The organism is Shewanella woodyi ATCC 51908 (genome assembly GCF_000019525.1).
Classification (GTDB): domain Bacteria; phylum Pseudomonadota; class Gammaproteobacteria; order Enterobacterales; family Shewanellaceae; genus Shewanella; species Shewanella woodyi.
In genome coordinates this window covers 89,640-102,563 of record NC_010506.1, presented here as the reverse complement: position 1 = coordinate 102,563, position 12,924 = coordinate 89,640, and the positions used below count along the sequence as shown (strand labels likewise).

General features: G+C 43.2%; 10 protein-coding genes. 4 read left to right on the top strand and 6 right to left on the bottom strand.

Features of this window, described 5'->3' with window-relative positions; genetic code table 11:
• Window positions 1–4 precede the first annotated feature (4 nt).
• Window positions 5–991: a GTP 3',8-cyclase MoaA gene (moaA, locus tag SWOO_RS00445; protein WP_012322732.1), complete on the top strand. Its 987-nt coding sequence runs from the start codon at window positions 5–7 to the stop codon at window positions 989–991.
• Window positions 992–1,609: 618 nt separating this feature from the next.
• Here the strand turns inward: moaA and SWOO_RS25355 are convergent.
• Complete coding sequence (locus SWOO_RS25355) at window positions 1,610–3,001, bottom strand: GIY-YIG nuclease family protein (protein WP_012322731.1); 1,392 nt, start codon at window positions 2,999–3,001, stop codon at window positions 1,610–1,612.
• Window positions 3,002–4,296: 1,295 nt separating this feature from the next.
• Window positions 4,297–5,784: an SEL1-like repeat protein gene (locus SWOO_RS00430; RefSeq protein WP_012322730.1), complete on the bottom strand. Its 1,488-nt coding sequence runs from the start codon at window positions 5,782–5,784 to the stop codon at window positions 4,297–4,299.
• An 803-nt stretch (window positions 5,785–6,587) separates the two neighbouring features.
• Here SWOO_RS00430 and SWOO_RS00420 point away from each other — a divergent pair.
• Both SWOO_RS00420 and mutM read left to right on the top strand, forming a co-directional pair.
• Window positions 6,588–7,076 carry a hypothetical protein gene (locus SWOO_RS00420; protein WP_012322729.1) on the top strand — a complete coding sequence of 163 codons (489 nt, stop codon included), beginning with the start codon at window positions 6,588–6,590 and terminating at the stop codon, window positions 7,074–7,076.
• A gap of 68 nt (window positions 7,077–7,144) precedes the next feature.
• Window positions 7,145–7,960 carry a bifunctional DNA-formamidopyrimidine glycosylase/DNA-(apurinic or apyrimidinic site) lyase gene (gene mutM / locus SWOO_RS00415; protein ID WP_012322728.1) on the top strand — a complete coding sequence of 272 codons (816 nt, stop codon included), beginning with the start codon at window positions 7,145–7,147 and terminating at the stop codon, window positions 7,958–7,960.
• 81 nt (window positions 7,961–8,041) lie between these two features.
• Here the strand turns inward: mutM and SWOO_RS00410 are convergent, their stop codons facing one another.
• From SWOO_RS00410 to SWOO_RS00400, 3 genes are all read right to left on the bottom strand, one after another.
• Entirely contained in the window at window positions 8,042–9,547 is a 1,506-nt protein-coding gene (locus SWOO_RS00410; RefSeq protein ID WP_012322727.1) for a capsule assembly Wzi family protein, read from the bottom strand.
• 12 nt (window positions 9,548–9,559) lie between these two features.
• On the bottom strand, window positions 9,560–10,036 hold the full coding sequence (gene coaD / locus SWOO_RS00405; protein ID WP_012322726.1) for a pantetheine-phosphate adenylyltransferase: 477 nt from the start codon (window positions 10,034–10,036) through the stop codon (window positions 9,560–9,562).
• 149 nt (window positions 10,037–10,185) lie between these two features.
• The gene (locus tag SWOO_RS00400; RefSeq protein WP_041417446.1) at window positions 10,186–10,932 is read right to left on the bottom strand and encodes a glycosyltransferase family 25 protein; all 747 of its coding nucleotides are present in this window, start codon (window positions 10,930–10,932) and stop codon (window positions 10,186–10,188) included.
• A gap of 123 nt (window positions 10,933–11,055) precedes the next feature.
• Here SWOO_RS00400 and SWOO_RS00395 point away from each other — a divergent pair, with 123 nt between their 5' ends.
• Window positions 11,056–11,814, top strand: a complete 759-nt coding sequence (locus SWOO_RS00395) for a glycosyltransferase family 2 protein (RefSeq protein WP_012322724.1) — start codon at window positions 11,056–11,058, stop codon at window positions 11,812–11,814.
• A 331-nt stretch (window positions 11,815–12,145) separates the two neighbouring features.
• On the opposite strand, the gene SWOO_RS00390 is transcribed toward SWOO_RS00395, so the two are convergent.
• Complete coding sequence (locus SWOO_RS00390; RefSeq protein WP_012322723.1) at window positions 12,146–12,901, bottom strand: glycosyltransferase; 756 nt, start codon at window positions 12,899–12,901, stop codon at window positions 12,146–12,148.
• Window positions 12,902–12,924 lie beyond the last annotated feature (23 nt).

The window sequence follows — 12,924 nt, the reverse complement described above, 5'->3', positions numbered from 1 at the left end:
TAATATGAGTTTAATCGTCGACACCTTCGGACGTACGGTGGAATACCTGCGTCTCTCTGTTACCGATAGATGCGATTTTCGCTGTGTTTACTGCATGAGCGAAGACCCCTGCTTTCTCGAACGAGATCAGGTATTAAGCCTCGAAGAACTAGCTTGGGTAGGCCAAGCCTTTACCGAACTAGGCGTTAAAAAGATCCGCTTAACTGGCGGAGAGCCGCTGGTTCGCACCGACTGCGATCGGTTAGTTAAGCTCTTAGGCGAGCTTCCAGGACTCACTGAGCTCTCTATGACCACCAACGGCTCCAGACTCACCAAGTTTGCCCAGAAGATGCGAGGCTCAGGATTAGCAAGATTAAACATCAGCTTGGACACCCTCAAACCTGAGCTTTTTACCGATCTGACCCGCAATGGCAAACTTGAGCGGGTGATACAAGGGATAGACGCCGCCAAGGCCGCAGGCTTTAAACGCATCAAGATCAACGCGGTGATCCTTCGTGGACAAAATGATGATGAAGTACTCGATCTTATCGAGTTTTGTCGTGGTCGAGAACTAGATATCGCGTTTATCGAAGAGATGCCCTTAGGCATAATTGATGAGCGCAAGAAAAGCCGTCACTGCAGCAGTGAAGAGGTTAAAGCTATCATCTCACAGCGCTACCCGCTCACGGTATCGGACAAACGCACCGGCGGCCCCGCACGCTATTACACTATGCCAGGCAGCTCAATCCATGTGGGCTTTATCTCCCCCCACAGCAATAACTTCTGCCATGAGTGCAATCGAGTACGCGTTACGGTTGAAGGTCGCCTACTCCTCTGTTTAGGCAACGAACACTCGGTGGATCTCAAAGCTATCGTGCGTGAGTTCCCCGGCGATATTGAGCGGTTAAAAACCACGATTTTAGAGGCGATTAAGCGTAAACCGAAAGAACATGTGTTTGGGGATGAGGGCGATGTGCAGATATTGCGGTTTATGAATGCAACTGGGGGTTAACTTGCCTGATAACAAGTTTTAGTCACTTACCAGATAGTAAGTGGTGAAGTATCTTTTTTGGGGTTCATTAGGCAGGTTATATTTTTGATGGTTTGTTGGTAACCATAGCTTCAATGGTGTTTATCACCTGCCGTGGGTGCCGTGCAAGGATGCCAAGGAGCGACCTTATGTGCAGATACTTCTGTGAGACGGCATTAGAGAACTTGCCTGATAGCAAGTTACAAGTAACTTTTTGTAGGGGTTCATTGGGCAGGTTTGGTGTTTGGCGATAATCCGAACACCATGACTATATTGCTACTTATTGCTTGCAGCAGGCCAACGTGCAAACACTTCTGTGACACGCTGTAAACCCATCCATGGGCGCTCTACGGTTTCATCCATGAAACCAAAGGTCACAGCCGCGTTCACACCTGAGTGTTTATCTCTTCGATTTTGGCTAATTGGCTACGACCCCTTTGTTTGTAGATAGGGATATCGTTGTAAAGTACAATCCCTGTAGTCTCTACGATGACATCTAACCCACACGGATAGTAGGAAATGCCGAATAATATCGAGAACATTATCGGCCTTGTCATCAAAGCTCACTGCCGCATCTACACCTGAGTGTTTATCTCTTTATTACAAGCACTTTTCAAGTCTTATAGACTGGTAATATTCATCAGCACTAGCTACTTTATTTATTAGCGCATTAATATCTAACCTTTGGAGCTCTTGCTCAATTTCACTAAGGTTCACATTGAAGTATTCTTTTCTGCGATTGACCTTATTCACACGTTTATCATCGAAAACCTTGTGCAAAGTAGATTCTAAATTAGGTGCGTCATCAGACTCAATTAAAGCATGAACATCGAATGTAAAAGGAACACTTGCATCACTAAGCTCTTTAACTCTGTCCATAGGGTCCATTCTTCTAGTCATACCAATTTTAAGTATATCTTCTCCAAAACTGCCAATATTTGATATAACGTATACGTGACCCTGTTTAGTTTCTTGCGCGCGACTTTTAGCCCTTTCAAATTTTTGATGGGCTTCTTCAAGCTCTAGTTTTAATCGATTTAACTCTTCTTGATAAATTGCTTTTTCTGCATCAGATTTTTCAGCCATTTTCTTTTCAAGTTCTGCAATTGCATCGCTTTTTATTCTCTCTTCTTTTTCTGCTTCTTTCTGAATTCGCTCTGCTTCTTGCCTTGCATTTCTCTCTTCTTTCTCTTGCTCCCTTAATTCTCTCTGCTCTTCCTTGGCCAGCTGTTTTGCTTTTTTAAAATGAATCTCTATTTCTAGCCTTTTGATGAGTAAAGCTTTAAATTCTTGATTGATTGTAGCTCTGCTATCAATACATTTAATCAAAGCTTCTGTTGCAATAATAGACTCCGATAACTTTTCTAAGGCTTGGTGTCCATTGTTTGCATTAGTCTTAGTGCAAAGCATCTCTACTGTAGTTAATAGCAATGCTCCAGCCATGTCTGCTTTAGCAGAAATAGAAACAAACTTCCCGATATTTACATTTGAACCGCTTCCTCTAACACCATCGATCGCATTCACAGCTAATTTCTTTAATCTAGCCTTCACATCTTTTCTATCATCTTGATAAGATTGACTTGAAAGGAGATCTTCTTCTGTTAATAATTCTATGTCTGCGGCATGAGAACAGCTTTTATCTGTAATATCATCAATGATGGATCTTGATTGCTTAAGGCGAGAAGTTATTTCTTTATCTGCAAGCTTTAAGCGTTCAACTCTTTCATGGAAAGGAATAACTCCTTGCTCAGCTTCTTCTAACAAGAATCTTTTTCTATTTTCAGCTTCATCTAACAGGTTTTTCTTCGTTTTCTCAGCAGAATTAACGATATTACTTGCTTTAGCTTGGCTTTGGGAAAGAAGTGTTTCAGCTTCTTTAGTTGCTGTAAGGAGAATTGATTTACGCTTCTTTAGAGTAAAAAATAATGCCGAGATACCAATAAAGCAAAGTACAACTCCAGCTATTAATATATTCATATCAATTGCTACCATAACTTTCATTCCTTTTTCTATGATTCATAACTTAACTCTACTTTTTATTACGTATCAACACGATAACTCTCTAGCAACTTAAAGAGCATATTATTAGCCATTGAAAATTAAGTAATATTTTTCTGTAAGGTGCCCTGAATAGCTATTTGATCAAAAACTTGTCGAGGTTTACAAAGTACTTACTAAGAATGTTTACCTTCGCAGTTCAAAGCCCATATTTCTCAGCTTAAGCCTCTCTCTTTTCTCCGTGAACTCTGTGTAGCGAAGCGCTCTGTGGTCAGCACAGCACTCACCTTTAACACTGTGTTTGTCTTGAGAGACTTTAAAGGGAATATACGCTTGTGTGGGGGGGGATGGATTCGTGATGGATATCAGGTTGTTATCTAATTCATAAACTGAAAACATAAGCTGATATGTAAACTGGTACATCGTCCCTAATGCAAGTGTCCGCTAATGTTGTACTGGTTAGTGGTACAAAGCCACTGGTGACATTAGGGTTATCCTGTTGGATGAGAATATAGCGATATGTATACTGTATGTCTATCAGTAATTTCACTGATTAGGTTTGTAGCATTACTCAATTTACTCATTATATTACAGATAGTTAAGCAACCACTAACATAACTCACTACTTCAGTTTTTTTACCCGTAGCCACAGGCTATTCCGTGAGCAACGCGTTCTGTAGACGCTTCTCCTCCCTTAAGGCTTTTAACTAGCAGCGCCGCGCTCGCAGGCCCCCAGTGTCGTCCTCGCAGGGCGAAGACCACGGAGAGCCAAAAACCAACATTTCTTCCTCCAGCTTTTCTCCGCGATCTCCGTGGAGCGAAGCGCTCTGTGGTGAGAATATCTCTTGATCTTAACTCGCAGCGCAGCGTTCTAGCAGTGAGCCTGCGAACACTCTCGCAGGTACACAGTGCCATCCTAGCAGGGCGAAGCCCGCCCTCTAATCTCAACACCCAAAAAAGCAATTTACCACGGAGAACACGAAGACCACGGAGAGGAGCAAAAAAGAGACATCTTTTGCTTTTAACTAGCAGCGCAGAGTCCTAGCTGTGAGCCTGCGAACGCTCTCGCAGGTACGCAGTGCCATCCTAGCAGGGCGAAGCCCGCCCTCTAATCTCAACACCCAAAAAAGCAATTTACCACGGAGAACACGAAGACCACGGAGAGGAGCAAAAAAGAGACATCTTTTGCTTTTAACTAGCAGCGCAGAGTCCTAGCAGTGAGCTTGCGAACGCTCTCGTAAGCACGCAGTGCCGTCCTAGCAGGGCGAATCCACTCTACCCTAAAGGTGTTACAGCTTCCGATCCCCCCTCTGACAAACAGATAAAGACTCGCCTTTTATAATCTTCCTCTGAATTGCAACAGCCTCCTTGCTCCCCAGCTTAATAGCCCTCTTCAACCAAGACAAACTCTCAACTTTTCTGCCAGAACAAAAATATAAAGAACCTAACTTTGTTGCTGCGTAAGCATGACCTTGTTCAGCAGCTAAGGTAAAAAAATCTATCGACTCGAGGCTACTTTCTCTTAACAACATTTGAGCAACTTGGTATGAGGCATCTGTGTCATTAAACTTTTTAGACATCACTTTCAACACGTCTATAACTTTATCCTTTTGCCGAGGAACTCTTATACTTTTAGTATAAGGCTCCTCAACTTCTATAGATGGATCAAAATCTGACAAATTGTAAAAATAATCACCTTGTTTATATGCATACATCAAATTTTCCAACTGCTCCTCTGTTAGCAAGTCAAGCGTGTTAGATTGCTGATGAAACAATTGCCTTACATCCTCAATCGTTACCAATTTACCAACCAGAGTTAATAAATATGCTTCTTCAGAACCATTAATAACTAGCTCCTCAGCCAAATCCATTGCTTCAAGTTTCTGCTCCTCAGAGACTAAAGGTAAGTCAAGTAAGCCATTGAGTATTTTTATCATTGCAGGAGTGAAGCCATCAGCTGCCGTAATCGCTGACCAATAAGCCACCTCTTCACGGTGTCGCTCGACAATAAAATTCCCCTCCCACAAAACACTTTTCTGATAAAAGATAGCTAAGATTACGAAATAGAAGCGTTGATAAAATACATCACCAGACTCAGCCTTTTCTTTTATCAATAATGCTTCAGGGCTAGGCAATGAAAATGTACCAAATAAGTCAATGGATAGCTCATCCTCAATAGTTGCCATCTCCTCCAATGAAGAGAATTGGTTATACGAGCAACTTTCTACCACAAAAGAATTATTACTACCTTCAAGAGCATTCATGCAGCTATTTGCATTACTTGTCCACCAATATACGGTTAAAGCAGTAATAAAAAGTACTCCTAAAAATGCATACAAGGTTTTTCTACTTCTTGGATGAAGATCTATATCTAATGAAGTTGTTTGATACTCAAGTAAAGCAAACTCTTGAACTCTTGTAAGCTTTATTCTACTTGTGAAGAAAACGATTAACATAGGAATAGGTAAGGCAATAAAATATAAGGCCTGCAGACTGGCGAGTACCCCTATGCAGATGTATAAAAATGCGAACAAAATCACAGAAGGAGCACGTGCTTTAATAGAGTACAATCGCCCAACATAACGCGTACAAAACCCAACAACGAATGGCTGAACAATAAAATGCAGAATTGTACCGCCTACATATTTTTCTGCAAAAAACATCAGAAATAGCATACAGACATAACTAATAAACACCGCAGCCAATGCCCAAAGTGGCCTTTCGTTTTTATTTAAGCTAACAAAAGCTAACTCCAACTCACTTGCTTCATACCGCATAAAATCCCTTATATAGTTAAATCGATGAGCATTACTGCAGCTATTGATGAATTGCAACCACGACAAAGCAAAATGATAACATTTTCAAACAGATTGAATACAATAATAAAGTCAGATACTACTAATCAATTACATAACAACTCGACTGCTAATTATCAATGCTGTTAGCTCTTATCGAGCACGCCGAGATAGGTTATGACGTCGATCAGGTTAGAAATGGTGATTTTAGTGATGGAATGATAAAGTTTAGGGATGACTATCCTTACCTGCTCTAAACCTCATTAAGCACACTGAAATGGGTTGTGTAATAAGTGAGGTTATTGGTAATAAGTCAGGTAAGAGTACGGTAGCTTTCAACTACACTCTTTGTACTAGCAGCGCAACGTTCTAGCAGTGAGCCTGCGAACGCTCTCGTAGGCACGCAGTGCCGTCCTAGAAGGGCGAAGCCCCTTTCTAAACGATGAAGAGGATTAAGGGAACTGCACACATTAGTCATAAATTGAAACGACAAAAACCTTCTTGTAAATCACCCAGTGTAGATGCAACTGCGAGCTTCCAAAACATGGATGTTTTGGTAGAGCCCACAAGGATGTGCTCGCGGCGGTTCGCAGAGGCATCTGCATATCCCCCGCTGGGAGGCGCTAAAAAGCAATGGAGCGATGAGCTTCAGACACTTAAGCAAATACCAATATAGGCCAGACCCAAAAAGAATAAATGTAATAAGTCTTCATTTGAAGACAGCCTAACTTGTGGATACACTGACTAAACACTCAATATTAGATAAGCAACTGAATTAACACGCCATGGCTCTTTCACGTAAAAAATGGAATAACATTCTTATCTTTGCTACGGCATCGATGATCGCCATACTCACTCTGCTCGATGATCGCACTGCCGAGTTGCCATCGGATGCAGCGCCTCTGTTTGACGATAAAGCGCCATTAGCTCAGTTGCAGCTCGATGAACTTTGGTTAAGCAAGGGAAGCCAGTGGCAGTGCCATGAAGATGTGCTCAATTGTAAAACCTGGGCTACGGCATGGAGTGAGATACAACTCTCACCTGTGGCAGATCAGCAAGGCTTAATGGAACAGGAGAGCCTTGATGCTCCCATCAATGTGACAATTCTGGTTGCCAATAATAGCCAAGGGCAAGCTTGGCTCTGGTATCCAGCCCATGGTTTGCTTGTCTCTCCAGCAAAGAACTGGTATCAGATCCCACCTAGCTTAAGAGAAGCCTTAACACCTATCACTAAGATATCGGCGGCTCCCCTGAATGACACAACAAGCAACTAAACAAGAAAGCTAATATAAAAAACTAAACAAGAAACCTAAACATAAGAGAACTAAACCAGAGAGCTAATATGCCAGAACTTCCGGAAGTTGAGGTCACCCGTCAAGGGGTCTCACCCTATCTGATTGACCAAGAGGTCACAGGCCTTACCGTACGTAACGCCAGCTTGCGTTGGCCCGTCCCTGATTTGGCGCAGCAGATTGTCGGTCAAACCATACGTAGTGTGCATCGCCGCGCTAAATATCTGCTTATTGATACCGATGCAGGTACGACAATTGTGCATCTAGGTATGTCTGGCAGCTTAAGGGTGGTGACAGAGCTCACTCCGGTTGAGAAGCATGACCATATCGATTTAAGCTTGGCCAGTGGCAAGATACTGCGCTTTAACGACCCGAGGCGCTTTGGTGCTTGGTTATGGTATGAGCTGCCCATTGATGCACACCCCCTACTGTCTAAACTTGGGCCCGAACCTTTAACTGATGCATTCAATCCAAGCTATCTGTTTGAATCGTTAAAAGGGAAGAAAAAAGCGATAAAGCTCTGTCTGATGGATAACCATATCGTGGTTGGTGTAGGCAATATCTACGCTAACGAGGCTCTCTTTGCAGCGGGAATACATCCACAAATGGAAGCGGGTAAGGTAGATCAAGAGCGCTTGATTATCTTAGTTTCAGAGGTGAAACAGATCTTAGCCAATGCGATAAAACAGGGGGGAACCACCCTAAAAGACTTTACCAACGCCGAAGGCAAGCCTGGCTACTTTGCCCAGAAGCTTCACGTTTATGGCCGCGGAGGAGAGAGCTGTACTCAGTGTGGTAACCTGCTCAGTGAGATTAAGTTAGGCCAGAGAGCCACTGTATTCTGTGGCTTGTGCCAAACGAGATAAAGAAAAAATCTAGGAGGTTCACAAGCTCACTGCGAGTTACGCAGCGAGCTGCTTCTAGATCCTAAAATCTCAAACCTTCTTCTAAAAACGATACTCGTAGGTGCCAAATAGTGTCGCATCTGTCTTTTTATCTTCAACCTCAAACTCAGATTGAGACACAGTGCCACCAACACTCATCATCCCCTGCCAAATAGGCATACGGTAGCTCAGCTCCAACATTAACAGATCTTCTTTAGGCGACTGTGGCGCCCAGCCATTGTTCCGGCTTGAACCATCTTTATTAAGCTGAGCATATCTCACAATAGAGGTGAGCCCTTTACTATTTTCAAACTGGCCGATTAAGCCCAGCGCATAAACGATGGCATCGCTCTCATAGGTGCTGCCATAGGTTTTACCGTAGTAACGTGAGCCACTTTTGTACTCGCTATGCTCATACATGCAGTTAAAGACATTATCATCGGCACCACAGGCGACCATGGTATCTGTGTATTCGAAAAACAGTCTGTACTGAGCGCTGTCTGAGCTAAAACGTGTATCTAGACCCGCTGCGTGACCACAATCGACAATGTCCCAAGGGGCTGAACCGTTAGCATCTTCACAGGTCTTCTCGTAATAGATACCAAAAGGCACATTAAACCAAGTATCGCTAAAGCGAACATCATAACCGGCCATCTGATTACCGTAACTACTACAGCCAACTTCGCCGACATTTTCAGCACGACAATCACGTTGACCAGTTATCGATTTCAGCGCGCTCTTAAACGAACACTCCTCGCCCTCTCCACAGAACTGGGTTGCCCACGAGAAACCTATCTCTAGTTGTCTAAAGGGGCGTAGTGAGCTGCGAAAGTTCCACAGTAGAGGATTAGCAATAGCACGCTCCTCCTCTAGACGGCTCACACCTGCTGTTAGCGTCCAAGGGCCTAACCAAGAGAGCCAAGGGGTTTCAAAGGCTGCCGCATTATTGCGAGTCACCATCACAGATGGCAAAGGACGCGCATTGTTTGATCTGTGCATGGCGGAATCGAAACCTGGCCCCCACCACTGCTCAATGGCACCGGCGGTAAACATCCAGTTACCCAGCGCCATCGCTATATAAGAGTCATCGAGGCGAAACTCTTTATCATCTGTCGCATCATAGTTAGCAGAGGCGGCAATCTTATAAGCGAAACGCTCACCAAGGTATTCATGGGAAACCTGCAGTTCCCCTTTTTCACGATAATCTGAACCAAAGTGCTGGAAACGAGCAGGATCCGTTGCAGCAGCGGCCTTAATCCGTGTGTTACCTTTGTTACCTACGGCATTACGATAGTAGAAATTCACTCGAGCGAACGCTTTTGCTAATGCAGGCGTCAGAGTTGATGGCTCAACTTTATCGAGATCAACCGCAATACCAGACCACATCAGTGGATAGGTATTAACAGGCACAGTGATCACGCCTTCATCGGCCAACGCCTGAATATCAGCCCTTAGGTAGATATCAGACACATCGACCCAGGGAGCCGATAGGGCTGCAAACGAGGCTGACAACAAAGAAGTACAAAACAGAAAAACGGCAATAAGCTTTGTGCTATAAGATTTCAACATAATAATTAACGGCTATCCTTTGCTAAGAAGTGCTTTACTCACTTCCGGGTGAACAAATTGGCTGACATCCCCACCGTGCAACGCGACCTCTTTCACTAACGTTGATGAGATAAATGAGTTCTCCTCCGACGGTGTTAAAAAGACGCTTTCGAGATCAGGATCTAAACGACGATTCATATTGGCCAGCTGAAATTCATACTCAAAATCAGATACAGCCCGTAATCCTCGCACAAGCACACTCGCTTGCTGATCTTTAGCAAAATCCACTAACAGACCACTAAATCCCACCACTTCAACATTATCAAGATGTGCGGTCACGAGCTTAAGTAGTTGAACTCGCTCGTCAAGAGTAAACCTTGGTTGCTTAGAGGGATTGGCGGCAATGCCGATCACCACATGCTGGAAAAGTTTAGCCGCCCTTTCAATAAGGTCAGCGTGTCCGTTAGTTACGGGATCAAAAGTCCCTGGATATATTGCTCGTTTATGCACTATTTTCTATCCGGTGATGATTCCAACATCCATTGGAACGACAGATGAGTCAGACACACATCTTACTTGGTTTATTTTTGCATGTGAATTGTCCACATACGGCTCAACACTAATAGAGGGATAAATTTTTATCCCTGGGTTGATTAACCCTATAACTTAGGGAAATCAGGTAACTTATGACGGCTGCACAAGAGTAGTATTTCATAGCGGAGCTTTTGCAGTACACGTCGAATCGGTCTTTTCTTAACAAAACGTCTATCGTCGGTTTTATTGATCTCACTACCAAAGTCGCCGTTTAAGATAGGAAAAGGCGCAACCACAAAGCAGCGAAGTGATTTCTCAAACCAATACTGAATATCCATATCTATCGGTCTAGTGATTGGGTAGGCGTGTGCTAACAGCTTTTTCGCCCCAGAGAGTGAGATCAGCTGTCCAGTGGTAGTTGAGGGCAGTTTTAGCTCTTTTCTTAACGTTAAACCGTCACCAAGATCCATGGAGTCAACGGCAGACTTAACCTTACTGCCATGGGACAGTTTAATGTAGTCCCAATCAGCACTGCTAGGCGCTAACTTCTCGACATACTTAATAATGTTATCGGTTAATATGGCGTCATCCTCTAACACCAAAGCAAAATCTAACTCCTGCTCGACTATCTGCTCCCAGCAGCGAATATGGCTCATGTAACAACCAATTTCACCATCGTTGAGTATCTTGTCATACTTAGAAAGGTTGGCCGAAAGCTGGTAAACATCACTCTTCTCTTTCTCACTTAGCAGGCTGCCACGCACAGCAGAAACCCTTTCAGGCGTGATGCCTAAAGGTTCACACTGTTTAGTCATAGACTCCCACCTGTCAGTGCTGGAATCGAGATTAATCACCATTACATTAAATTTCATTGGACCATCGAAAGAGTAGAAACATATTTGGCGAGGATAATAACATGCAGCTATTTTATTTCATAAAATTTCCCTATTTGATGTTAGAATCCTGTTCAATTAATTTGCCTTAACGAAGCCATTATGAAACTGCCTATTAGCGTATTTATCATCACCAAGAATGAAGAGAAGCATATTGAGAAAACACTACAAAGTGTTGCTCTTTTAGATGAGGTGATATTGGTCGACTCAGGAAGTACAGATGGTACTTTGGCGATAGCCGAGCGTTATGGTGCTAAAATCTACTCCCACCCTTGGCAGGGTTACGCCAAACAGAAGCAGTACGCCATGTCCCTCTGCTCACACGAGTGGGTACTGAACTTAGATGGCGATGAAGCGATAAACACCAGTTTAATCGAAGCGTTTAAGACAATTATGGAACAAGATAAAGCCGACAGCGTTCGCTTTTGGCGCAACGATATCTTTATCGATAAACCTCTATCTTCTTGGAGTAAGAAACCTAATAACCATAGGTTTTATAAGCGCTCAAAGTCTTTCTTTGATGATTCACGCTTAGCCCATGAAAGCGCAACGGTAGATGGCAAGGAGATCTTTATTAATGAGACTTTTGATCACTTTGGCTACTGCTCAATTGAAGCTATCACCAGCAAAAACAACAGTTATTCAGGCTTAAAAGCCGATGAAAAGTTTGCTAAAGGGAAGAAGTTTTCCAACTTGAAGTTGATTACGGTTTTTCCGCTTATCTTTATCAAAGAGTATTTTATTCAACGAAAAATATTCTCTGGGAGACGCGGTTTTATCTTAGCCGTTATGGACGCCTATTACGCCTTTATCAAAGAGGCCAAGCTGTATGAACACCATCAGTTAAAAGATAATAAATAGGCTTGATACGATAGAAACATCGCTATACACAAGCATTTACAGTATACCCAAGCTACCTCAAGATGCTCGTTTCAGAGCCCCCGTAGGATAGCTGAATAAGGCAGTGATTGAGGATAATGGTTATTCCCTTGTCGATATCACTAACGCAGTGCAGCGATTCTACGGGAACTCCCGAAGGGCAAGGCGAGAAGCAACATTTTTCTGTGTTATGAAATATTGAATTAGAATAACTAGTCCTACTATTTCATGCCTTGAACTCTGTCACTTCTCGACATGCTGAATCCTGCATCTTGAAGTTGTTTGGGTATATAGCGCCAGCGACTAACCACTATTATATTCCTAGGATATGACATACCTTGGCTTTGACTCTTTTAAAGCCAACGGAGAAATCTTTAGCCAGTTGGCTTTGACCAACCTTATATCTAATGCCGCGATGATCGCCAATATGGCGCACCGACCCTTTAGGAAATATCGCAGCCTTAAACCCCTTCTCATGGTAAAGCTCGCTCATATTCAACTCGCCTCCCAACTCGCCGATAGGTGCGAAGAGTTGATAGTCCTTGAGTCTTCTTAAACCTGGATTAAAGGTGAAGCCATGCCATAGACTTGAGTGTTCACGGCGCCTATGGTTACGCATCATGATCTGATAAGGAGTGGAATTATCTTCGCCACAATAGAAGATCTCAGGCTCTACCGGATGCTCGTTGGTGTCATCTTGCTCTCTAAGCCAGATGGTCACCACCTTCTCATCGGCATTGAGAACTTTAAATGACTCCTCAATAAAGCCCTCACGGTAAAACTCCCAATCATCTTCACAGTGAAAAATGTACTCGGAAGTGACCACTGAGTAAGCCCTATCGATACTCTTCATCTGCCCTAATTGCGGCTCATTGTTAAGCACAGTGAAATCGATATCGGGGAATTTAGCTAGCACTCTATCGAGCTTATCTCGATTGTGACTATCTTCAATAATCACATATTGCGCGATCGGGTAAGTATTAAACTTAAAGAAACTAATTAAGGTCTCTTCGAGCAGATCAAATCGATTACAGCTAGTCAGTACGAATGAAACGTTTGGATGATCCACTTACCTAACTCTCAAAATAGAAA

What these genes read in the sequence shown, in the direction of transcription:
- moaA (WP_012322732.1), top strand. Translation starts at nt 5, where the DNA reads ATGAGTTTAATCGTCGACACCTTCGGACGTACGGTGGAATACCTGCGT.
- SWOO_RS25355 (WP_012322731.1), bottom strand. Translation starts at nt 3,001, where the DNA reads ATGGTAGCAATTGATATGAATATATTAATAGCTGGAGTTGTACTTTGC.
- SWOO_RS00430 (WP_012322730.1), bottom strand. Translation starts at nt 5,784, where the DNA reads ATGCGGTATGAAGCAAGTGAGTTGGAGTTAGCTTTTGTTAGCTTAAAT.
- SWOO_RS00420 (WP_012322729.1), top strand. Translation starts at nt 6,588, where the DNA reads ATGGCTCTTTCACGTAAAAAATGGAATAACATTCTTATCTTTGCTACG.
- mutM (WP_012322728.1), top strand. Translation starts at nt 7,145, where the DNA reads ATGCCAGAACTTCCGGAAGTTGAGGTCACCCGTCAAGGGGTCTCACCC.
- SWOO_RS00410 (WP_012322727.1), bottom strand. Translation starts at nt 9,547, where the DNA reads ATGTTGAAATCTTATAGCACAAAGCTTATTGCCGTTTTTCTGTTTTGT.
- SWOO_RS00400 (WP_041417446.1), bottom strand. Translation starts at nt 10,932, where the DNA reads ATGAAATTTAATGTAATGGTGATTAATCTCGATTCCAGCACTGACAGG.
- SWOO_RS00395 (WP_012322724.1), top strand. Translation starts at nt 11,056, where the DNA reads ATGAAACTGCCTATTAGCGTATTTATCATCACCAAGAATGAAGAGAAG.